The 21,870-nt window shown below is 65.2% G+C and carries 19 protein-coding genes; 8 read left to right on the forward strand and 11 right to left on the reverse strand.

Annotated features, from left to right (window positions below):
* The 3 genes from LCM4576_RS06940 to htpX all read right to left on the reverse strand — a co-directional run.
* Nucleotides 1-1,436 (reverse strand): heparinase II/III family protein (locus LCM4576_RS06940; protein WP_071031263.1); only part of this gene is annotated, 1,436 nt, incomplete at its 3' end.
* 145 nt (nucleotides 1,437-1,581) lie between these two features.
* A complete protein-coding gene (locus LCM4576_RS06945) occupies nucleotides 1,582-2,976 on the reverse strand; it encodes an RsmB/NOP family class I SAM-dependent RNA methyltransferase (protein WP_198540219.1) in 1,395 nt (464 codons plus the stop codon).
* Nucleotides 2,973-4,004 carry a zinc metalloprotease HtpX gene (gene htpX, locus LCM4576_RS06950; protein WP_071031266.1) on the reverse strand — a complete coding sequence of 344 codons (1,032 nt, stop codon included), beginning with the start codon at nucleotides 4,002-4,004 and terminating at the stop codon, nucleotides 2,973-2,975. The genes LCM4576_RS06945 and htpX overlap by 4 nt, the downstream gene beginning before the upstream one ends.
* Before the next feature lie 104 nt (nucleotides 4,005-4,108).
* Between htpX and LCM4576_RS06955 the strand changes: the two genes are divergently transcribed.
* On the forward strand, nucleotides 4,109-4,330 hold the full coding sequence (locus LCM4576_RS06955) for a DUF1674 domain-containing protein (protein WP_071031287.1): 222 nt from the start codon (nucleotides 4,109-4,111) through the stop codon (nucleotides 4,328-4,330).
* On the opposite strand, the gene LCM4576_RS06960 is transcribed toward LCM4576_RS06955, so the two are convergent.
* Nucleotides 4,327-4,992, reverse strand: a complete 666-nt coding sequence (locus LCM4576_RS06960) for an HAD-IA family hydrolase (protein ID WP_071031268.1) — start codon at nucleotides 4,990-4,992, stop codon at nucleotides 4,327-4,329. The two genes, LCM4576_RS06955 and LCM4576_RS06960, sit on opposite strands and share 4 nt — an antisense overlap.
* 170 nt (nucleotides 4,993-5,162) lie before the next feature.
* Between LCM4576_RS06960 and LCM4576_RS06965 the strand changes: the two genes are divergently transcribed.
* The 3 genes from LCM4576_RS06965 to LCM4576_RS06975 all read left to right on the forward strand — a co-directional run bounded on the left by LCM4576_RS06965 (nucleotide 5,163) and on the right by LCM4576_RS06975 (nucleotide 9,521).
* On the forward strand, nucleotides 5,163-6,032 hold the full coding sequence (locus LCM4576_RS06965) for a transglutaminase family protein (RefSeq protein WP_071031269.1): 870 nt from the start codon (nucleotides 5,163-5,165) through the stop codon (nucleotides 6,030-6,032).
* A gap of 343 nt (nucleotides 6,033-6,375) precedes the next feature.
* The gene (locus LCM4576_RS06970; RefSeq protein WP_071031289.1) at nucleotides 6,376-7,854 is read left to right on the forward strand and encodes a TadE/TadG family type IV pilus assembly protein; all 1,479 of its coding nucleotides are present in this window, start codon (nucleotides 6,376-6,378) and stop codon (nucleotides 7,852-7,854) included.
* A gap of 398 nt (nucleotides 7,855-8,252) precedes the next feature.
* Nucleotides 8,253-9,521 carry a cyclopropane-fatty-acyl-phospholipid synthase family protein gene (locus LCM4576_RS06975; RefSeq protein ID WP_071031271.1) on the forward strand — a complete coding sequence of 423 codons (1,269 nt, stop codon included), beginning with the start codon at nucleotides 8,253-8,255 and terminating at the stop codon, nucleotides 9,519-9,521.
* Nucleotides 9,522-9,533: 12 nt separating this feature from the next.
* Here the strand turns inward: LCM4576_RS06975 and LCM4576_RS06980 are convergent, their stop codons facing one another.
* Both LCM4576_RS06980 and acs read right to left on the reverse strand, forming a co-directional pair.
* The gene (locus tag LCM4576_RS06980; RefSeq protein WP_071031273.1) at nucleotides 9,534-10,292 is read right to left on the reverse strand and encodes an MOSC domain-containing protein; all 759 of its coding nucleotides are present in this window, start codon (nucleotides 10,290-10,292) and stop codon (nucleotides 9,534-9,536) included.
* Nucleotides 10,292-12,247, reverse strand: coding sequence for an acetate--CoA ligase (acs, locus tag LCM4576_RS06985; protein ID WP_071031275.1), 1,956 nt, complete (start codon nucleotides 12,245-12,247; stop codon nucleotides 10,292-10,294). Before acs ends, LCM4576_RS06980 begins: the two co-directional genes overlap by 1 nt.
* Nucleotides 12,248-12,551: 304 nt before the next feature.
* Between acs and LCM4576_RS06990 the strand changes: the two genes are divergently transcribed.
* A complete protein-coding gene (locus LCM4576_RS06990; protein ID WP_071031277.1) occupies nucleotides 12,552-12,824 on the forward strand; it encodes an usg protein in 273 nt (90 codons plus the stop codon).
* A 183-nt stretch (nucleotides 12,825-13,007) separates the two neighbouring features.
* Here the strand turns inward: LCM4576_RS06990 and LCM4576_RS06995 are convergent, their stop codons facing one another.
* From LCM4576_RS06995 to LCM4576_RS36260, 3 genes are read right to left on the reverse strand one after another with little or no spacing between them, the layout of a single operon-like run.
* Entirely contained in the window at nucleotides 13,008-14,042 is a 1,035-nt protein-coding gene (locus tag LCM4576_RS06995; protein WP_071031278.1) for an aldo/keto reductase, read from the reverse strand.
* Between the two features lie 37 nt (nucleotides 14,043-14,079).
* Entirely contained in the window at nucleotides 14,080-15,267 is a 1,188-nt protein-coding gene (locus tag LCM4576_RS07000; RefSeq protein WP_071031290.1) for an MFS transporter, read from the reverse strand.
* A 32-nt stretch (nucleotides 15,268-15,299) separates the two neighbouring features.
* The gene (locus LCM4576_RS36260; RefSeq protein WP_131803230.1) at nucleotides 15,300-15,488 is read right to left on the reverse strand and encodes a hypothetical protein; all 189 of its coding nucleotides are present in this window, start codon (nucleotides 15,486-15,488) and stop codon (nucleotides 15,300-15,302) included.
* Between LCM4576_RS36260 and LCM4576_RS07005 the strand changes: the two genes are divergently transcribed.
* Nucleotides 15,472-16,377, forward strand: a complete 906-nt coding sequence (locus LCM4576_RS07005) for a LysR family transcriptional regulator (RefSeq protein WP_040991581.1) — start codon at nucleotides 15,472-15,474, stop codon at nucleotides 16,375-16,377. The genes LCM4576_RS36260 and LCM4576_RS07005 overlap by 17 nt on opposite strands.
* A 60-nt stretch (nucleotides 16,378-16,437) precedes the next feature.
* Here the strand turns inward: LCM4576_RS07005 and LCM4576_RS07010 are convergent, their stop codons facing one another.
* Together LCM4576_RS07010 and LCM4576_RS07015 are read right to left on the reverse strand one after the other, a co-directional pair.
* Nucleotides 16,438-17,487 (reverse strand): aldo/keto reductase, encoded by a 1,050-nt coding sequence (locus LCM4576_RS07010; protein WP_071031280.1) that lies wholly within the window; start codon nucleotides 17,485-17,487, stop codon nucleotides 16,438-16,440.
* Between the two features lie 133 nt (nucleotides 17,488-17,620).
* Nucleotides 17,621-18,283, reverse strand: coding sequence for a YggS family pyridoxal phosphate-dependent enzyme (locus LCM4576_RS07015; RefSeq protein ID WP_071031282.1), 663 nt, complete (start codon nucleotides 18,281-18,283; stop codon nucleotides 17,621-17,623).
* 146 nt (nucleotides 18,284-18,429) lie between these two features.
* On the opposite strand from LCM4576_RS07015, the gene leuS reads away from it, so the two are divergent.
* Together leuS and lptE are read left to right on the forward strand one after the other, a co-directional pair.
* Entirely contained in the window at nucleotides 18,430-21,057 is a 2,628-nt protein-coding gene (gene leuS, locus LCM4576_RS07020) for a leucine--tRNA ligase (RefSeq protein ID WP_071031284.1), read from the forward strand.
* On the forward strand, nucleotides 21,044-21,625 hold the full coding sequence (gene lptE, locus LCM4576_RS07025; protein WP_071031285.1) for an LPS assembly lipoprotein LptE: 582 nt from the start codon (nucleotides 21,044-21,046) through the stop codon (nucleotides 21,623-21,625). The genes leuS and lptE overlap by 14 nt, the downstream gene beginning before the upstream one ends.
* Nucleotides 21,626-21,870: the final 245 nt, after the last annotated feature.

The following is a 21,870-nucleotide window of genomic DNA, read 5'->3' on the forward strand; positions in this document are numbered from 1 at the left end:
ATCGCCGCATTGCCCGGGCGCAGGAAACGGTCGCGCCCGGCAAGCACGTTGCCGTTCGTGCCGAGCTTCAGCTCGCGCTCGTGCAGGAAGCCGAATTGCTGGACATAGCCGTCATGGCGGGCGACGAAGCCCTGCATGCCCTTCTGGTCGAGGCGCTTGCAGGGCACATGCTGCGGACCGCCGATCAGGGGCGAGCCCAAAAGATCGCTGACGCGCAGCGAGTGGCTGAAGCGCGCCGACGAGGTGTCGTTGATCGTCGCTGTCGAGTGCGCGGCGGTGGCGCGGGCCAGCGGCCGGAATTCCGGGGCGCCGTAGGTGTCGATGCCGGCATTGACGATGAAGTGCTGACGCCCGGAGGAAAGCTCGAAGGCGAGGCAGCCGGCATGCGCTGCGTTGGAGACGTCGACAGGCGGCGGCAGGCCGGTGTCGGCGATCACCGTCACGCCGCCCATCGACAGGCGCTCATAGCCGGAATGCGGCGCGTGCAGCAGCGGCGCGCCCACCGTGTCGTCATGGCGCAAGATGGTGGCGATGCGGTCGTGGATGGTGGCGCCCATGCCGTTGAAGCGAGCCAGGCTGCCGTCCTGGTGGCGGAAGAAGCGCAGCGCCGGCAACATGCGGTCGATGGCGCCGATCAGGGCCGCCGGCGGCGCCTCGGCCTGGTTGGCATAGGTCTGGCGCAGCGGCAGCAGATCGGCGAGCAGTTCCAGCACCGCCATCGGCTTGCGCGAGATGTGGCCGCCATCGGGCAGGATTTGATGCTCCAGCTCCTCAGCCAGATTGCGCGTCGCGGAACGCAGCGCCGAGGCCGGGGCCGGCAAGGATAGCGCGGCGAAGGCGAGCGCGATGCGGGCGCGCAGCCTGGCCTCGCCATCCGGCATCTCACGCGCCACCGAGCGCAGGTAGCGGATCTGCACGGCGAGCGATTTGAGGAAGGCGCGATAGAAGGGGAATTCGGCGCCTTGCAGCACCACTGAGGAATGCTGCAGCCAGGCGATCACGCGCTTGGCCGTCGTTCCAGGCTCCCAGGCGATGCCCGAAATCTGGTTGCCGTGCATGGCGATCCAGTCGGTGACGAGCGCCCTGGCGTTGGCGGCGGCGAGCTCGGTGCCGGTGGCGCGCATATGGCGCAGCCAGCGGAAGCCGTGCAGCGATTTCTGCCAGCCGCGATTGGGCACGTCGAGCTGGAAGGGCGAGGTGCCGCCGGTCTCGACCAGATGGCCGGACAGCGGATAGCGGCCATAGTAAATCTCCAGAGCGATCTGCGGATCGGCGAGCCGCAGGTCGGGCGGGGCGATCAGGACGCGTTCGGGAGTGCGGCCGGAATAGCGCCAGCGATAAACCGGGCCGGCGCGGAGGCGCCGGCGCGTCTTGCGCCAGAACTCCTTCGCGACCAGCGTCCACAGACGCGTCGTGCTGGAGGCAACAAGTGCCAATAACCCTCCTGATGTCCCCTAACCCAAGCACAAGCTTATGCGATTCAAGAACTTATGCGAAGGCGGATTTCGCCGAAGTGAACCACTTCACGCCGTAGCAGTGGGGTCTTCCCTAAAAAGTCAGCCGATTTTATGAGATAACGCGTCAACCTGTCCGCTTCATCCGCGCGGCGAAGAAGCCGTCCAGGCCTGAAATCCCGGGCGGTCCCAGCGCCAGGTCGGCCGGCGTGGTGCGCAACGTGCCCTCAGGGGTCAGGAACGGATCGAAACCGGCAAATTCGCCGGGACGGATCGGATCGGCGGCGACGCCGGGGTTCCCGGCGAGGAAGGCGCGATAAAGCTCCTCGCCTTCGATCGGGTCGAGCGAGCAGTTGGAGAAGACGACGCGGCCGCCGGGCCTGACAAGGTTGACGGCGTGGTTGAGCAGCCGGCGCTGGAGGTCGGCGAGCTTTTCGACATCGGCCATGGTCTTGGTCCACGGCACGTCGGGGTGGCGGCGCACCGTGCCCGTCGAGGAGCAGGGCGCATCGAGCAGCACGGCGTCGAACAGTTTCGCCGGGCGGTAGTCGAGCAGGTCGGTCTGGACGAGTTCGGCCGTCAGGGCGAGGCGGTCGAGATTCTRCTTGAGCCGCGCGAGCCGGTTCTTCGACGTGTCGACAGCGGTGACGCTGGCGCCGGCCAGGATAAGCTGCGCCGTCTTGCCGCCGGGCGCGGCGCAGAGGTCGGCAACGCGTTGGCCCCCGATGTCGCCGAACAGGCGCGCCGGGAGGCTGGCGGCTGCGTCCTGCACCCACCAGGCGCCGTCGGCGAAGCCGGGCAGGTCGACGACATTGGCGGCGAGCTTTTCGACACGCACCGTGCCGGTCGGCAGCACGATGCCACCCAGACGCTCGGCCCAGAGCGCCGGATCGGCCTTGACCGTGAAATCGACCGGCGCCTCGTGGCGATGGGCGGCGAGGATGGCGCGCGCCTTGTCAGCTCCGTAGGCGGCGACCAGCCGCTCGGAGAACCATTGCGGCGCCTCGCTGGTGGCGGCGAGCGCCGGGGCAAGCTCGGCGTCCTTGACGCGCGCCAGCGAACGCAGCACGCCGTTGACGAGGCCGGAGAAACGCGTCGTGCGCGGATCGGACTTGGCGTGGGTGACGGCCAGATCGACGGCGGCGCTGTCGGGGACATCGAGGAACAGGATCTGCGCGGCGGCGACGTTGAGGATATGCGAGAGGGCCGTGGCGTTGGCCGGCAGCGGCTTTTCCAGCCGTTTCGACAGCAGCCCGGCAATGATCATGCGGTGGCGCAGCRCCGTCACCAGGATGGCGCGCACCAGCGCGCGGTCGCGGCCGTCCAGCGCCTTGTATTGCGGATGGCCGTGCTCGTTGTCGGTCAATCCGTCGAGTGGGGTATGGGCATCGATGACTGCGGCAAGCAGGCGCGCCGCCGCTTTCCGCGCGGCAAGGCCGGCAACGTTCTCGTCACCGGCCTTGCCTTGCGGATTGCCTGGGCGTTGCGGATTGCCTGGCTGTCCGCGCCTCGGCGGCGTCACGACCACGGGCCCTTGCGCCCGGCATTGCGAGGCCCGGTCGGGTTGCGGCCCCAGGGATTGGGTTTTGGTGGCGGCGGCTCGACCTCTGCGGCCGGGTCCGCCGGCTTGCCCCAGGGGCCGGCCGGCGCTTCGTTGGCGGCGGTCGGCGCTGCTGCCTCGCGCCGTGCGGCAGGCGATGCGCCGCCCATGGCGCGCGCCATCTCCTGCAGCGCCGCAATGCGGTTCTCGGTGCTCGGATGGGTCGAGAACAGATTGTCCATGCGCTCGCCATGCAGCGGGTTGATGATGAAAAGATGCGCCATCGCCGGATTGCGCTCGGCATCCTCATTGGGGATCCGCTCGGCGCCGCGCGCGATCTTGCCCAGCGCCGAGGCCAGCCACAGCGGATTGCCGCAGATTTCTGCGCCACGCCGGTCGGCCTCGTATTCGCGCGTGCGGCTCACTGCCATCTGCACGATCATAGYGGCGAAGGGCGCAACGATCATCGCCACAAGCACGCCGACAAAGCCGAACGGATTGTTGTTGTCACGGCTGCCGCCGAGGAAGAAGGCGAAATTGCCAARCATCGAGATGGCGCCGGCGAGCGTCGCTACGATCGTCATGGTCAGCGTGTCGCGATGCTGCACATGGGCAAGCTCATGCGCCATCACGGCCGCAACCTCTTCATGGGAGAGCCGCTCGAGCAGGCCGGTGGACGCCGCCACCGCGGCATTCTCGGGGTTGCGGCCGGTGGCGAAGGCGTTGGGCTGCGGATTGTCGATCAGATAGGTTCTCGGCATCGGCAGGCCGGCCTGCTTGGCCAGCGCCTGGACGATCGCGTAATATTCGGGCGCATTCTTTTCGTCGACCTCGACGGCGCGGTTCATCGACAGCACCATCTTGTCGGCGTTCCAGTAGCTGAACAGGTTGGTGCCGGCGGCGATCAGAAGCGCGATCACCATGCCGCCCGAGCCGCCGATCAGATAGCCGACGCCCATGAACAGCGCCGTCATCGCGGCAAGGAGCACTGCGGTACGAAGCGTGTTCATCGTTTCATCCGTTCGGAGCGATGGAGAATTGGGGTCGATCCTTTTGCGGTCATGGCTATATGATGGGAAAGGCCGGGCCTCGTTTCAATCGGCAGGAATATCGCATGACCGAACCGACCAACAAGACCGAAACCGCGGGCGAAGGCGACGCGCCGCGAAAGGTGCTGACGCCGGCTGCGAGCCGCGCGCTAGCGGAGGCCGAGGCCAGGCGTAGGGAATATCGTCAGGCCGAGGCAAAATTGCCGAAGGAGATCGGTGGTCGCGGCGGTAACGAACCCGGCCGCTATGGCGACTGGGAGGTGAAGGGCCTCGCCACCGACTTTTAAGCGACGGCACGCTCGGGCGCGAGCGCAATCCAGCCACTGTCGTCCAGCGCGATGCCGATTTCGTCATAGGAACGGATCATCGGGTGCGGCGTGACGAGCGGGTGGACGTGCGTGGCGCTGATCACCATGACCGAAGCGCCGGAAGCCTCGCCCGCGGCGATACCCGCYGGCGCGTCCTCGAACACCAGGCAGTCGCGCGCAGCGACGCCGAGACGCTTTGCCGCCAGCAGGAAGCAGTCCGGCGCCGGCTTGCCATGGGTGACATCTTCGGCCGTGACCATCATGGCGGGAACCGGGATGCCGGCCGCCTGGATGCGCAGCAGCGCCAGTTCGCGCGGCGCCGAGGTGACGATCGCCCAGCGCTCCGGCGGCAGCGATTGCAGGAACGCGACGGCGCCGGGGATGGGGACGATGCCTTCGAGATCCTCGGCTTCGGCCTTGAGCAGCAAATCCGCCTCCGCCAGCGGATCGACGCCCGGAAGCTTCAGCGCGGCGATGGTCTCGCGTGCGCGCCTGCCATGGATCGTCGGCAGGAAGGCCGCCACATCGAGGCCATGCCGGTTTGCCCATGCCGTCCACACCCGTTCCGCCGCGGCGATCGAGTTGAGCACCGTGCCGTCCATGTCGAAAAGGAAGGCGGCGAATTTTGAGCCTGCAAACATCGGGTATCCTGGGGAATCGTTTTCGGGGAGGGCGAAACGCGTAGCCTAGTTTAGACCGGCTGGCTCTGGCTGAGAAGGCGAGAACCCGCCATTTCGATTCCACGGGGGAACAACCTCCGGTTCGCGGCGTTGAACAGCCAGTCTTCCAAAATCACCAAGGGGGGAATGCGATGCTGATCCGACTCGGCTATGAGATAGCCATCGAATGCGCGGCGGCGACGCCGATCATCTCACTTCTCGACATCCATCCCGACCGCCATGCCGACATCAAGCGGCAGACGCGGGTGCTGACTTCGCCGTCGGTGCCGACACACGCCTATCGCGACCGCCATGGCAATATCTGCCGCCGTTTCACGGCGCCGGCCGGAAGCTTCCGCATCCTCTACGATGCGGCGGTCGAGGACAGCGGCGAGACCGACGAGGTCAACATGCTGGCGCGGGAAACGCCGGTCGCGGAATTGCCTGACGATGTGCTGGTCTACCTGCTCGGCAGCCGCTATTGCGAGACCGACCACCTCAGCAACACCGCCTGGCAGCTTTTCGGTCCGCTGCCGCCCGGCTGGGCGCGCGTCCAGGCGATCGTCGATTATGTCAACAGCCGGCTTTCCTTCGGCTACGGCTATGCGCGCGCCACGCGCACGGCCGCCCAGGCGCATGAGGAGCGCGTCGGGGTGTGTCGCGATTTCGCGCATCTGGCGATCACGCTTTGCCGATGCATGAACATTCCGGCGCGCTACGTGAACGGCTATCTCGGCGATATCGGCGTGCCGGCCGATCCGGCGCCGATGGATTTCTCGGCCTGGATGGAAGTCTTCCTCGACGGCAAGTGGTACACGTTCGATCCGCGCCACAATCGGCCGCGCATCGGCCGCGTCGTCATCGCGCGCGGTCGCGACGCCACCGACGTGCCGCTGCTGCACAGTTTTGGCCCGCACCGGCTCAGCCTGTTCAAGGTGTGGACCTACGAGCAGGAAGGCAACCGCTTCAATCCTCCGCATCATGGCGTCGACCGGACGGTCAGCGCGCAGATGCTGGCTTGAGGTCAGTGATATTCAGGTGAGGCCGGCCTGACCTGAATCTCGACAGACACTGCGCCGCGCCATGTCTCGCGGCAGCCGCTGACCCGCTTCGGCACAACCCAATTGTGCCGAAGAGAGAACGGCCGCGACAGCCCTGGAGATCATGGTAAGCGCTTCATGAAGGCCGCTTCGCCAGTGGATTTTCGTTTACTTYCCGTTCACCCAAAAATTCGCCGAAAGCCAGCAAAAACAGCGGATTAACCGCCTGTTAAGCGTCTTTCGGCGGTGGCCCGACCGGTCTGGCCGAAATCCTGCAACGCTCTGGCCGAGCGGCGCAGTGCCGCAGACAGTGGAGGCGGAAGGGATGCGGCAGTTCAGAGGTGTCGTTCGTGGGGTGGACGGCTTTACCCGGGATCGCGGAGGCAATTTCGCGATTCTGTTCGGAGCTGCCGCATCGGTCCTCGCGCTGGGGGTRGGATTCGCGGTCAATATCTCGCAACTCTACAATGCGAGGTCGAGCCTGCAGGGCGTYGTCGACGCCGCTGTGACCTCGACGGCCCGCGATCTCACCCTCGGCGTCATCACCGAAGCCGACGCCAACAAGACGGTGCAGGCATTCCTCGACGCCAACAGCGCGGCCGGCATCCTGCAGGCCAATCAGGTCGTGCTCGACAAGCTTACGGTCAACAGGACGGCTAATACGGTGCAGGCGGATGCGCATGCCGATGTCGGGCTTTATTTCCCGTTCTTCAGCACCGGTGACATGCGCCGCGTGAATGCTTCGACCACGGCGCTCTATTCGGACAAGCAGGTCGAGGTGGCGATGATGCTCGACATAACGGGGTCGATGGCGAAGAAAGGCAAGGTCGACAAGATCGGCGACCTTAAAGCGGCGGCGAAAAACGCCGTCCGGACGATGCTTCAGAACCAGGACCCAAAGAACCCTCGCGTCCGTGTCGCGCTTGTGYCCTATGCATCTGCCGTGAACGCCGGCAAGCTGGCGGAAAATGTCTATGTCGAAAACCAAGGAGGCTCGGACCTGCCTCCCGTTGCCGGCAGCACGCTTCTGGTCGCCAAGACGAACAGCAAATTGCTGCCCTCGTTCAGCGACTATGTCTCCATCGTCGGCGCGGCGACGCCTCGTCCCGACAATTGCGCTACAGAGCGCAAGGACAAAAACGGCAATCCGGATTTCAGCGCCGACGGCCCCGACACGGTCCGCACGGACAAGAATGGCAAGAAATATTTTGCGCTGGTCAACCGGGACGATCATCTGGGCGGCTCGGGAATGAACAAGTGCCCTACCGCGGCGGTGATCCCGCTGACCGCCGATTCCGGTGCGTTGCTCGATTCGATCGACCACTTCCAGGCGGATGGCTACACGGCCGGCGCGATCGCCGTTCAGTGGACCTATTACATGCTGTCGCCGCAATGGCGCACCGTGATCAAGAATGYCGGCCTGGGCGGCGGCCCCTCGGACAACAATGCGAAAAAGATCGCCAAGGTCGCGATCCTGATGACCGATGGCCAGTTCAACACCGCCTTCGCCGGCGCGGGAGGCAACTACAATGGCCAAGGCAACCTTGCGCGCGGCAACGCTCAAACTCTATGCGGCAACATGAAAGACGATGGCATCGAGGTTTTCACCATCGGCTTCGATCTGAACGACAAGGACATGTCGGCAACCGAGCGGGACCAGGCGAAAGCGGTGCTTAAGGATTGTTCGTCGAAGGATACCTCCTCCGCCAACAAGCATTATTTCGAAGCGTCCACCGGAGCGGAGTTGGATGCCGCCTTCCAGGAAATCATCCGCAACACTGAAAAGGTCGCGCTGACGCAGTGATTCAAACGGAAAAGGCCGCCGCTTCTTGACGAAGCCGGCGGCCTTCCGTGTTTCCGTCCACGACGCGGCTCCTGGCGGCAGCCCCTCCGGGCTACCTGCCGCGCGTCTCGCGCCTTAACGGGAAGACTGCTTCCCGGAAGTGCAATCCGCAGAGCTCACGTTATGGAAAACGAAATCACTCGACATCGGATCACCTCCTTTCAGTTCGTTGAACACACTGAGATGATGGGGTGCGCCGGAGCAAAAGACAAGATGACGCAACGGAATGGTCATGCCTCGAGCTGGGAAACCTGCTCTTGCGGTGCTTTTGCGCAACAGATCGGGATTGCGGTCCACAGGCCGGCGGACGACAGTGYGGCTTCGGGAACGGGGCGGATGCGACATAGCGGGAGGTGGGAATGGACGCCGCCGACAGAGCCGCGCGGATCGTACGCAAGGTCGTCGAAACGCTGAAGCCTGGTTTTGCAGTCAGGCTGTGGACCGGCGAGCGGATCGGACCCGCCAGCGGCCCGGTGCTTGCCATCAACGATCAGGACATCGTCTGGCAACTGGTCCGCCGGCCGACCTTCTCGACGCTGGTGGAGAYGTGGATTTCCAAGACCGTCGATATCGAAGACGGCACGCTGTTCGATTTCTATGCCCTGCCGTCGCAAGGCAAGCTCAAGACGAAGCTCAAGTCCCTGCCCAAGCTGGCGATCCTGCGCGACCTGCCTATGGTGCTGTTTTCGCGCAAGCAGATGACGGCGCGCAGCGATCTTTCCGGCCGTAAGCCTTTCGTCAGCGGGTCGAACAAGGAGGCGATCCAGCATCATTACGACATTTCGAATGATTTCTACCGGCTCTTCCTCGACGAGCGCATGGTCTATAGCTGCGGCTATTTCCAGGATTTCGCCAATGGCATCGACCAGGCGCAGGTCGACAAGCTCGACCACATCTGCCGCAAGCTCAGGCTGAAGCCCGGCGAAAGGCTGCTCGACATCGGCTGCGGCTGGGGTGCGATGCTCATCCATGCGGCGAAGAATTACGGCGTCGTCGGCCATGGCGTCTCGCTGTCGCAAGCCCAGACCGACCTTGCCCGCGAGCGCATCCGCGCCGAGGGGCTGGAGGACCGCATCACCATCGAGATAAAATCCTATGCCGAACTTTCCGGCACTTTCGACAAGATCTCGTCGATCGGCATGTTCGAGCATCTGGGCCTCGCCAATCACGCGGCCTACTTCTCGGCCGTCCACCGTTTGCTGAAGCCCGGCGGAATCTATCTGYACCACGCCATCACCAGACGCAGCAAGGGCGACATCAGGAAGACGCTGCGCAAGGGGCCGGAATACAAGGCGCTGATCAAATACATCTTCCCCGGCGGCGAGCTCGACACGATCGGCATGACGCTCGGCAACCTCGAGGCGCACGGCTTCCTCGCTTACGACGTGGAGAACCTGCGCGAGCATTATGGGCGAACCTGCCGGCTGTGGGCAGAGCGTCTCAATGCGCGCTTCGACGAGGCGGTCGCCGAGGTCGGCGAGCCCAAGGCGCGGCTGTGGCTGCTCTATTTGGCGGGTTGCTCGATCACCTTCGAGCGCGGCTCGGCGCAGATTTTCCAGACCGTCGCCACGAGGCGCGCCCGCGGCGCGAGCGGCCTGCCGCCGACACGGGCGGATTTGTACCGGTAGGCCCGGCCCGCTTCAGTCCATCAAGCGCATCGGCGCGCCGATGCCGACTCGCGCCGGCCGGTCGACGGTGCAATAGACGCCGAGATTGTGGGTGTTGTGGCGCACCAGATTGCGCAGGATGCCGGGGTCGGCGTCGAAGCCATCCTGGGCGATGATGGTGAAGCCGCAGCGGCGGCAGGGTTCCGAGACGGTGAGCTCGAGATCGCCGACCGCGAGCTTCCTGCCGATCCATTCCGTTTCGGGAAACGAGCCTTCGACCGGTGCCATGTCGACGACGATGTTGGGCCGGAAGCGGCGCGGATCGGGCGTGCCTTCGGGGTGCAGCGCTTTCAGCCTGGCAAGCGAAGCGGTGGTGAGCAGATGGATCGGCGCCTTGGCATAGCGGGCCTCGGTCAGCGGGCCGACGTAGCCGGGCGCCGCATTCTGCGCGCCGAACGGCCGGATCGAGGCCTCGAAGCCAAGAAAGGCCGATACCGCGCGGTCGCTTTCAGGATCGGGCGCCGGCAGCCAGCCGCCGCCGGGCACGGCGACTTCGAGCGGCCATTCCTTGCTCAGAGGGGCTTCGGTCAACCGGGTGCGGATCAGCGGCACCTTGTGCCATCTGGCCTCGCGGTCGGGCCTGGCGATCTCGCCATCGGCATCGACCAGCCCGAACAGCCGGTCGCCATAGACGGTCTTTTGCTCGACCGAGATGGCATCGAGCCGCTCGCCGGCGAGCGAACTCGCCGGATAGCGCCAGAGCTGACTGACGGTGCCGAGCCCGCCGGCCATCAGCCCTTCTTGTTCTGCCGGTTGGCGACGAGGTCGTCGACCACGGCCGGATCGGCCAGCGTCGAGGTATCGCCGAGCGCGCCGAACTCGTCCTCGGCGATCTTGCGCAGGATGCGGCGCATGATCTTGCCCGAACGGGTCTTCGGCAGGCCGGGCGCGAACTGGATCTTGTCGGGMGTGGCGATGGCGCCGATCTCCTTGCGGACATGCGCGATCAGCTCCTTGCGCAGATCCTCGCTCGATTGGGTGCCGGCCATCAGCGTGACATAGCAATAGATGCCCTGGCCCTTGATGTCGTGCGGGTAGCCGACGACGGCGGCCTCGGACACCTTGTCGTGGCTGACCAGCGCCGATTCGACCTCAGCCGTTCCCATGCGGTGGCCGGAGACGTTGATGACGTCGTCGACGCGGCCGGTGATCCAGTAATAGCCGTCGGCATCGCGGCGGCAGCCGTCGCCGGTGAAGTACTTGCCCTTGTAGGTCGAGAAATAGGTCTGCACGAAGCGGTCATGGTCGCCATAGACGGTGCGCATCTGGCCCGGCCAGGAATCGATGATGCAGAGATTGCCGTCGGTGGCGCCTTCCAGCACTTTGCCGTCGCCGTCGACCAGCTGCGGCTGGACGCCGAAGAAGGGCCGCGTGGCGGAGCCCGCCTTGAGGTCGGTGGCGCCGGGCAGCGGCGTGATCATGATGCCGCCGGTCTCAGTCTGCCACCAGGTGTCGACGATCGGCACCTTGGCGTTGCCGACGACGTTGTAATACCACTCCCAGGCTTCCGGATTGATCGGCTCGCCGACCGTGCCCAGCACGCGCAGCGACTTGCGCGAGGTCTTCTTCACATGGCTGTCGCCGGCGCCCATCAGCGCGCGCAGCGCCGTCGGYGCGGTGTAGAAGATGTTGACCTGGTGCTTGTCGATCACCTCCCAGAAGCGCGATTGCGAGGGATAGTTCGGCACGCCTTCGAACATCAGCGTCGTGGCGCCGTTGGCCAGAGGCCCGTAGACGATGTAGCTGTGGCCGGTGACCCAACCGACATCGGCGGTGCACCAATAGATGTCGCCCTCATGGTAGTCGAAGACATACTGGTGGGTCATCGAGACATAGACGAGGTAGCCGGCGGTGGTGTGCAGCACGCCCTTCGGCTTACCGGTCGAGCCGGAGGTGTAGAGGATGAAAAGCGGGTCCTCCGCCTTCATCTTCTCCGGCTTGCAGTCGGCCTTAACGGTCGCCGCCTCGTCGTGGTACCAGACGTCGCGTTCCGGCACCCAGCCGATCTTGCCGCCGGTGCGGCGCACCACCACGACCTTCTCGACCTTGGTGCCGGCCCTGGCGGCGATGTCGATCGCCTTGTCGGTGTTGTCCTTGAGCGGGATTGGCTTGCCGCCGCGCAGGCCCTCGTCGGCGGTGATGACGATGGTCGACTTGCAATCGTCGATGCGGCCAGCGAGCGCGTCCGGCGAGAARCCGCCGAAGACGACCGAATGGATGGCGCCCAGCCGAGTGCAGGCAAGCATCGCATAGGCCGTTTCCGGGATCATCGGCATGTAGATGGTGACGCGGTCGCCCTTCTTGACGCCATGCTTCTTCAGGACATTGGCGAAGCGGCAGACATGCGCGTAGAGCTCGTTATAGGTGATCTTGCGGTCGTCATAGGGGTTGTCGCCTTCCCAGATGATGGCGGTCTGGTCGCCGCGCTTCTTCAGATGCCGGTCGATGCAGTTCCAGGAGACGTTGGTCTCACCGTCCTCGAACCACTTGATCGAGACCTTGCCGTCGAAGGAGGTGTTCTTGACCTTGGTGAAGGGCTTGAACCAGTCGATCCGCTTGCCGTGCTTGCCCCAGAACTTGTCCGGGTTCTTCACGCTGTCRGCGTACCATTTGAGATAGGTGTCGTTGTCGATCAACGCGTTCTTCTTCCACGCCGGCTGGACGCGGTGGACATGCACATCGGACATTTTTCAGCTTTCCTCCGGGACCGTTCCGCCGGCTTGAAGCGCCGGCGGCATCGCGGCGATGCGGCCGCGAATTCGCGGGCATTATTAACAGTTCCGCCGTGACGGCAATATTAGACGTTGGATTCGCGCGGCGGGATGACGCAGGGGCAAGCGCCCAGGGCTACTAGCACTCCTGCTTGGCGGCTGYTAACCGCCTGTTTTAATGAGAAAAATTTTTAGGGATCTCRCAAAAAACCATAGACAGTTAAGCAACCGTGCGCACAATCCGGCGTTGGGAGGAAGGAGAATCAACCAAGGAAACGCAATGCGCGACAATTCCGAAATGGACCTGATGCTCAAGGGGTATGGGCTGACCACGGCCAAGATCCTTTACCATTACCCGGACCACCCGCACCTGCTGCAAAGCTTCGTCTGGCAGGATTACGACATAGCTCCGAAATTCCCGGTGCTGATCCGCTTCATCGAATTCTGGAAGAACAAGCTCGACGGGCCGCTGCATTCGGTGACCTATACCCACCAGAGGCTCGTCGCGCCRAACGAGTGGCGGAAGGTGGATGGGGAGTTTCTGGTGCACTGAGCACGGATGTTCTCCCCCCTTGAGGGGAAGATGTCGCCGAAGGCGACAGACGGGGTTGCCGCGCGGGGAGCGCCGGCCCTCTGCGAGGCCGGAGGAGGTTGGCGTTCGATGTGAGACGACCCTCTGCCCTGCCGGATATCTCCCCCCCTCGAGGGGCGAGATTCGCAGCTTCAACCTTGTGTCTCACACCGCCGGCGGGTTGAGCCGGGCGAAMCCTTCCTGCCGCCGATAGGGGAAATACGGATAGGGCGCCGTTACGGCGCTCGCTTCATCGAGCGCCTTGATCTGCCCCGAGGTCAGCGCCCAGCCAACGGCGCCGAGGTTCTGGCGGAGCTGCTCCTCGTTGCGCGCGCCGATGATCACGGACGAGACGGTCGGCCGCTGCAGGAGCCAGTTGATGGCGACCTGCGGCACGGTCTTGCCGGTCTCGGCAGCGACCGCTTCCAGCGCATCGACCACCTTGAAAAGATGCTCGTCCTCGACCGGCGGGCCGAAATCGGCGGTGCCGTGCAGCCGGCTCTTTTCCGGCAAGGGCTGGCCGCGGCGGATCTTGCCGGTGAGCCGGCCCCAGCCGAGCGGGCTCCACACCAGCGCGCCGACGCCCTGGTCGAGGCCGAGCGGCATCAGCTCCCACTCATAGTCGCGGCCGACCAGCGAATAATAGACCTGGTGCGCGACATAGCGCGGATAGCCGTGCCTGTCGGCGAGGCCGAGCGATTTCATCACCTGCCAGCCGGAGAAGTTGGAGACGCCGACATAGCGCAGCTTGCTGGAGCGCACGAGGTCGTCCAGCGTCGACAGCACCTCCTCGACCGGCGTCGAGGCGTCGAATGCGTGAAGCTGCAACAGGTCGATATAGTCGGTGCCTAGCCGCTTCAGTGCGGCGTCGACAGAGCGGATCAGGCGCGAGCGCGACGAGCCCCAGTCGGCCGGGCCGTCGCCCATCGGCAGGGATGTCTTGGTCGAGATCAGCACCGCGTCGCGGCGGCCCTTGATGGCCTCGCCAAGCACCTCCTCCGAGGCGCCGTTGGAATAGACGTCGGCCGTGTCGAAGAGATTGACGCCTGCCTCCAGGCAGATGTCGACCAGCCGGCGCGCCTCCTTCGCATCGCTGTTGCCCCAATGGCCGAAGAGCGGGCCGGAGCCGCCAAAGGTGCCGGCGCCGAAGGAAAGGGCGGGCACTTTCAGGCCGGAAGCGCCGAGAGGTCGGTAGTCCATCTTTCTTCTCCTGATTGTATGTCGAAGGAATCAGCGCTCAGCACTGCGCGGTGACCGGCTTGCCGATCGCCCGGCCGCGTTCGAGACGCAGCGCCATGAGCACGACGCCGAGCGCGGCAAGCGGCACCAGGCCCGCAACAAGGGGGACGGCGCCGAGGCCGGGGCCATGGTCGATGACGAAGCCGCCGAGCCAGGCGCCGATGGCATTGCCGAGATTGAAGGCGGCGATGTTGAAGGAGGAGGCCAGGCCCTGACCGGCGCCCTCGGCCTTCTCCAGCACCCACATCTGCAGCGGCGCGACGGTGGCGAAGGCGGCGGCACCCAGCAGGCCGACGGCGACGATCGCCGTGATCGGCTGATGGATCGCCGCGGTCATGGCGAACAGCACGGCCGACAGCGCGACCAGCGTGYCGACGACCGTCGGCACCAGATGGCGGTCGGCGAGGCGTCCGCCAAGCAGATTGCCCGCCACCAGCCCGCCGCCGAAGACAAGCAGGATCGGCGATACGGCTCCCTCGGAAAAGCCGGTGACGCGGGTGAGGATCGGCGCCAGATAGGTGAAGGCGGCAAAGACGCCGACCCAGCTCAGCACCGTGGTCAAAAGGCCGAGCAGCACCGGCCGGCGGCCGAGCACGGCAAGCGCGCCTTCGGAGCTCTCCTCCTCGTCCGCGGCGACAGGCTCGTCGCGCGGCACCAGCAGCGCAATCACGGCAAAGGCGATGACGCCAACCAGCGTGACGGCGAGAAAGGTGGAGCGCCAGCCATAGGCCTGGCCGAGCCAGGTGCCGAAAGGCACGCCGAGGATGTTGGCGACGGTGAGGCCGGTGAACATCAGCGCGATCGCCGAGGCCTTCCTGTTCGGCGCGACCAGGCTGGTGGCGACGACGGAGCCGACGCCGAAGAAGGAGGCGTGGGCGAAGGCGGTCAGCACACGCGCCGCCATCAGCGTCCAGTAGTCGGGCGCCAGCGCGCAGGCGAGGTTGCCCACGGTGAAGACCACCATCAGGGCAAGCAGCAAGGTCTTCTTCGCCAGGCGGCCGGTCAGCGCGCCAAGCAGCGGCGCGCCGACGACGACGCCCAGCGCATAGCCGGAAATGAGCAGGCCCGCGGACGAGATCGAGACGCCGAGATCGGCGCTGACATCGAGCAGCAGGCCCATGATGACGAATTCGGTGACGCCGATGCCGAAGGCGCCGGCGGTGAGGGCATAGAGAGCAAGGGGCATGGCGATGGTCCGTCTGGTCAGGAAAGGGACGCTCAATCCCGCGCCCCGGAATCTTTGCTGGCGCATGATCTTTCCCGAAAACCGGTTCCCCACTTTTTGCTTTCGCTGACCTTCGGTTCGGGATCATGCACGGGGAAGATCGTGATCGGGCAAGCTGTGAACCAGCCTTGCGCCAGGCATATTTTCTGTGAAATAGATTCACGAATGGCGAGGCCCGACATCAACCGCTCCGGCGAGATCGAAGTGTTCGTCCGCGTCGTCGAGGCGGGCAGCTTTTCGGCCGCGGCGCGGGCATTGCGCATGACGCCTTCGGCGGTGAGCAAGCTGATCGCGCGGCTCGAGGCGCGGCTTGGCGCACGGCTGATCAGCCGCTCGACGCGCCGGCTGCAACTGACACCGGAAGGCGCGGCCTTCCACGACAGCGGCATGCGCATCCTGGCCGATCTCGATGCGGCCGAACGGGAAGCGGCGGCGGGCGCCGCGCCGCGCGGCAGGCTGAGGGTCAATTCCTACGTACCGTTCGGCCAGCATCGGCTGATGCCGCTGTTGCCGCGCTTTCTCGAACGCTACCCGGAAATCTCCGTCGAGGCGGTGCTGACCGACAGCGTCATCGACCTGATGGAGGAGCGCGCCGATGTCGCGATCCGCGCCGGCCCGCTCAGGGAGTCACGGCTGGTGGCGCGCAAGCTCGGCCAGAGCCGGATGGTGGTGGTCGCGGCGCCGGCCTATCTCGAAGCGCGCGGCATGCCGCGGACGCCGGCCGACCTGGCCAGCCACAATCTGCTCGCTTTCGGCTTCGTGCGGCATATCGACGGCCTGCCATTCGTGGATGCGAAAGGCGCTCCGCTCATGGTTCCGATCGTCGGCAATTCGACGGTCAGCGACGGCGAGGCGATGCGGCTGACGACATTGGCCGGCGCCGGCATCGCAAGGCTGGCGCGCTGGCATGTCGAACCCGACATCGGCGCCAGGCGGCTCGTGCCGCTGCTGGAAGCATTCAATCCCGGCGACGAGGAGCAGACGCATGCCGTCTATGTCGGCCAGGGCAAGCATCTGCCGGCCCGGGTGCGGGCGTTTCTCGATTTTCTTGCGGAGACAGTGCGCCTTTGAAACGGAGAGCCGCGCCTCGACAAGCACGGCTTCCCGAAAGTCTGCCCTCTTGAAGGCTGACTACACCTTGGGCACGAAAGGCGCAGGACGGCGGCCGGCGCCTTGCCGCTCGAGCATCCAGCCGGAATATTCGGCAGGCAGCGCGCTGACCTCGTCGAGCCTGGCGAGATCATCGGCGTCGAGCTTCAGGCCGGTGGCGGCAAGGTTCTGCTCGAGCTGGTCCATGCGGCTGGCGCCGATGATGACGCTCATGACGAAGGGTTTTGCCAGCACGTAGCCCAGCGCCACCGTGGCGACGCTGATGCCGTGCTTCTTGGCGACCTCGCGCATGACGGCAACCGCCGCCCAGGCGCGATCCTCATTGACCGGCGGGAAGTTGAAGGACGCGCGGCGGCCCTCGCCGTTGCCCGGCGCGCCGGGACCGTATTTGYCGGAGAGCAGGCCGCCGGCCATCGGCGACCAGACCATCAGGCCGAGCTTTTCCTCGTTGATCAAAGGCACGATCTCACGCTCGAGATCGCGGCCGGCGATCGAGTAGTAGGATTGGATCGTCTCGAAGCGGGCAAAGCCCTTGCGCTCGGCAATGCCCAGCGCCTTGGCGATACGCCAGGCCTGCCAGTTGGAGACTCCGACATAACGCACCTTGCCGCTGGCTACGAGGTCGTCGAGCGCGCGCAGCGTCTCGTCGATCGGCGTCACCGTGTCGGTGCCGTGCAGCTGGTAGAGATCGATATGATCGAGCTGCAGCCGCTTCAGGCTGCCGTCGACCGAATCCATGATGTGGCCGCGCGAGGAGCCGCGCTCGTTCGGCCCGTTGCCCATGGCGCCATGCACCTTGGTGGCGATGATCACGTCCGAGCGCTTGACGCCGAGATCCTTGAGCGACTGCCCCAGCAATTGCTCGGACTGGCCGAAGGAATAGACATCCGCGGTATCGAAGAAATTGACGCCGGCGGCGATCGAGCGGGCAACGATCTCGTTGACGCCTTTCTGGTCGAGACTGGCGATCAGGCCCCATTGGGCATTCTGGCCGGCGGCGCCGAAGGTCATGGTGCCGAGGCAGAGTTCGGAAACGAACAGGCCGGTATTGCCGAGCTGGTTATAGCGCATGGTAGGATCCCCGAGAGAAGGATTGAATGACACCATGCAAATAGGAACGGGCCGTTTCGTTTCAAGTTCTGACGCCGGCCCTATCGTTCAATTGGCCGGTCGGTAACGAGATCGTTACGAGCGGCCGAGGCGCTTAGCGGCTGCCGAAGATCGCCGATCCCACTCTGACGCTCGTCCCGCCGAAAGCGATGGCGGTCTCGTAGTCGCCGGACATGCCCATCGAGAGCTTCGCGACGCCGGCCTCGCGGGCGAGCTTGTCCAGCAGCGCAAAATGCGGGCCGGGGTTCTCGTCGGYCGGCGGGATGCACATCAGGCCCTCGATGGCGAGGCTATGCACATCGCGGCAGCGCTTGACGAAGGCGACCGCCTCGCGCGGCTCGATGCCGGCCTTTTGYGGCTCGGAGCCGGTGTTGACCTGGACGTAGAGTTTTGGTGAGCGGCCCTGCCTGGCCATCTCCTTAGCCAGTTCGGCGGCGATCTTTTCACGGTCGACCGTCTCGATGACATCGAAAAGCGCCACCGCTTCCTTCGCCTTGTTGGACTGCAGCGGGCCGATCAGATGCAGCTCGAGACCGCCAAATGCCGCTTTCAGCGCCGRCCATTTGCCTTGGGCTTCCTGCACGCGGTTCTCGCCGAAAACGCGCTGGCCGGCCTCGATCACAGGGCGGATGTCCTCGGCCGTGAAGGTCTTCGACACGGCCACCAGCGTGACGGCGCCGGGCTCGCGCCTTGCCTCGCGCTCGGCGTTTGCGATCCTCGCCTTGACCGCGTGAAGCTGCTCTACGGCGTTCGTCATGCCACTATCCTGCCTATAGTTTTCATGGCCGGGCCGGCTCGCCGCAGTTGACGGGTCCGGCAATCCATGGTGAACACCGCGACGACATTTCCCAGCCGCCGGCGGTGTCCGGCGCCCTGTGCCTGCTTTTAAGTGAAAAACATCCGATGGCAACTGAACGATACAATCCGCGCACGTCAGAGCCCAAATGGCAGAAAGCCTGGGCCGAAAAGAAGCTGTTCGAGGCCCGCAACGACGACCCGAAGCCGAAATACTACGTGCTCGAGATGTTCCCCTATCCGTCGGGCAAGATCCATATCGGCCACACCCGCAACTACACGATGGGCGACGTGGTGGCGCGCTACAAGCGCGCCAAGGGCTTCAACGTGCTGCATCCGATGGGCTGGGACGCGTTTGGCATGCCGGCCGAAAACGCCGCCATGCAGAACAAGGTCCACCCCAAGGACTGGACCTACGAAAACATCGYGGTCATGCGCGAGCAGCTCAAGATGATGGGCCTGTCGCTCGACTGGGCGCGCGAGTTCGCGACCTGCGACGTCGATTACTACCACCGCCAGCAGATGCTGTTCCTCGACTTTGTCGAGAAGGGGCTGGTGACGCGCAAATCCTCCAAGGTCAACTGGGACCCGGAGGACATGACGGTGCTTGCCAACGAGCAGGTCATCGACGGCCGCGGCTGGCGTTCGGGCGCGCTGGTCGAGCAGCGCGAGCTGACGCAGTGGTTCTTCAAGATCACCGACTTCGCGCAGGATCTGCTGGACTCGCTCAACCGGCTCGAAGAATGGCCGGAGAAGGTCAAGCTGATGCAGCACAACTGGATCGGCCGCTCCGAAGGCCTGCTGATCCGCTGGCCGCTGGCGAAGCCTGTCGGCGATGCGAATGAGCTGGAAGTCTACACGACCCGGCCCGACACCATTTTCGGCGCCTCCTTCATGGCGGTCGCCGCCGACCATCCGCTGGCGCGGAAAGCCGCCGAGGAGAATGTCGAGCTTGCGAAGTTTATCGAGGAGGTCCGCCACATGGGYACCTCGGTGGCGGCGCTGGAGACGGCCGAGAAGAAGGGCTTCGACACCGRCATCCGCGTCGTCCATCCGTTCGACGAGAATTGGACGCTGCCGGTCTATGTCGCCAATTTCGTGCTGATGGAATATGGCACCGGCGCCATTTTCGGCTGCCCATCGGGCGACCAGCGCGACCTCGACTTCGCCAACAAATACGGCCTGCCGGTGATCCCGGTGGTGATGCCGGAAGGAGCCGACGCCAAGACCTTCCAGATTACGGAGGAGGCCTATGTCGATGACGGCGTGATGATCAATTCGCGCTTCCTCGACGGCATGAAGCCCGAAAAGGCCTTCAATGAAGTGGCGAAGCTGCTCGAAGCAAAAACGATCGGCGGCYGGCCGATGGCGGAGCGCAAGGTGAATTTCCGCCTGCGCGACTGGGGCATCTCGCGCCAGCGCTACTGGGGCTGCCCCATCCCGATGATCCATTGCGAGGCCTGCGGCGTGGTGCCGGTGCCGAAGACCGACCTGCCGGTGAAGCTGCCCGACGACATCGAGTTCGACCGTCCGGGCAACCCGCTCGACCGGCATCCGACCTGGCGGCATGTGAAGTGTCCGCAATGCGGCCGCGATRCGCGGCGCGAGACYGACACGATGGACACCTTCGTCGATTCGTCCTGGTATTTCGCGCGCTTCACAGCGCCTTGGGCCAATGAGCCGACCGAGCCGAAAGCGGCCGACGAATGGCTGGCGGTCGACCAGTATATCGGCGRCATCGAGCATGCGATCCTGCATCTGCTCTATTCGCGCTTCTTCACCCGCGCCATGCGCGAGACAGGTCACCTCAATCTGGCCGAGCCGTTCAAGGGCCTGTTCACGCAGGGCATGGTCGTGCACGAGACCTACCGCGTCGGTGGATCGTCCAACAACGGGCGCTGGCTGTCGCCGAGCGAGGTCAGGCTCGAGGACGTCGGCGGCAAGCGCCGCGCCGTCGAGATCGCCAGCGGCGAGGAGGCGACGATCGGCGCGCTGGAAAAGATGTCGAAGTCGAAGAAGAACACGGTGAGCCCGGAAGAGATCACCGACGGCTATGGCGCCGACACGGCGCGCTGGTTCATGCTGTCGGACTCGCCGCCGGAGCGCGACGTCGAATGGACCGACGACGGCGCAGCCGGCGCGCACCGCTTCGTGCAGCGCATCTGGCGCCTGGTGCAGATCGCGGCCGACGAGCTTTCCGGCGTGAAGCCCGTGGCGGCGAAGGACGGCGAGGCGGGCGCCGTGTCGAAGGCCGCGCACAAGATCCTGAAGGCGGTCGGCGAGGACATCGAGAAGCTCGGCTTCAACCGCGCCATCGCCCGCATCTACGAGCTCGCCAACGCGCTGGCGACGCCGCTCAACGACGTTGCCGAAGGCAAGGCGGACGCCGCGCTGAAAGGCGCTTGCCGCGAGGCGGTGGAGATACTGGTGCACATCATCGCGCCGGTCATGCCGCATCTGGCGGAGGAATGCTGGGAAGCGCTGGGCGGCACCGAGATGGTCGCCGAGCGGCCCTGGCCGGTCTACGATCCGGCGCTGGTCGTCGACAACGAGATCGTGCTGCCGGTGCAGGTCAACGGCAAGAAGCGCGGGGATTTGACAATTGCCCGCGACGCGGATCAAGGTGCCGTCGAAAAAGCGGTGCTGGCTCTCGACTTCGTGCAAAAAGCGCTCGATGGTAAGGCTCCGCGCAAGGTGATCATCGTCCCGCAGAGGATCGTCAATGTCGTTGCCTGATCCGGTGAAGTCAGAAGGGCCCCGCCTGCGCGGCCGCCTGGCGGTCTGCGGCATGGCCGCCGCRCTTGCGCTGGTCTCGGCCTGCACGGTCAGGCCGCTCTATTCCAACCAGCCGCTGTCGCCCGGATCGCAGCTCAGCGCGTCCGCCGAGCTCGCCTCGATCTCGATCAAGCCGGTCAAGACGCGCTACGCGCAGCAGGTGCGCAACAATCTGATCTTCGCTTTCGGGCAAGGCTCGGGCGAGCCGGCCTCGCCGGCCTATACGCTCGATCTCGGCGTCACCGAGCTCGTCGAATCAGCGGCCATCGTGCAGGTGCAGACCCAGGAGGACGAGCCGACGGCGGGCACGGTCACGCTGACCGCCAATTACGTGCTGCGCGATACCGCGACCAACACGGTGATTGCGGTGGGCAAACGCTCGATCCCCTCATCCTTCGACCGGCCCCGCCAGGAGTTCGCGGCCTACCGGGCGCAGATCGACGCCGAGAACCGCGCCGCGCGCGAGCTGGCCGACCTGCTGCGGCTGTCGATCGCGCAGGATCTGGCCAAGCACGGCAAGAAAGCCTGAGGCACTGCACAGAGGCTTGACCGGTCGACTCTGTTTGGCTGGTGGCATGCGCTGGAGATTGGCGCGAAACGCCCATCGCGATCGTCATTCCAGGGCGGAGCAGGAGCGAAGCTCCGTCGCGTAGACCCTGGAATCCATGCCGTTCCCCTCGCCAAGGCGTGCTGCGGAGCAGAATTCTGCACCGCAGCGGCGCTTCCAAGTCACGGCATGGATTCTATGGTCTGCGCCGCGTCGCTTCGCTCCTT

The sequence above is a fragment of the Mesorhizobium sp. LCM 4576 genome (assembly GCF_001854815.1).
Classification (GTDB): Bacteria; Pseudomonadota; Alphaproteobacteria; order Rhizobiales; family Rhizobiaceae; genus Mesorhizobium; species Mesorhizobium plurifarium.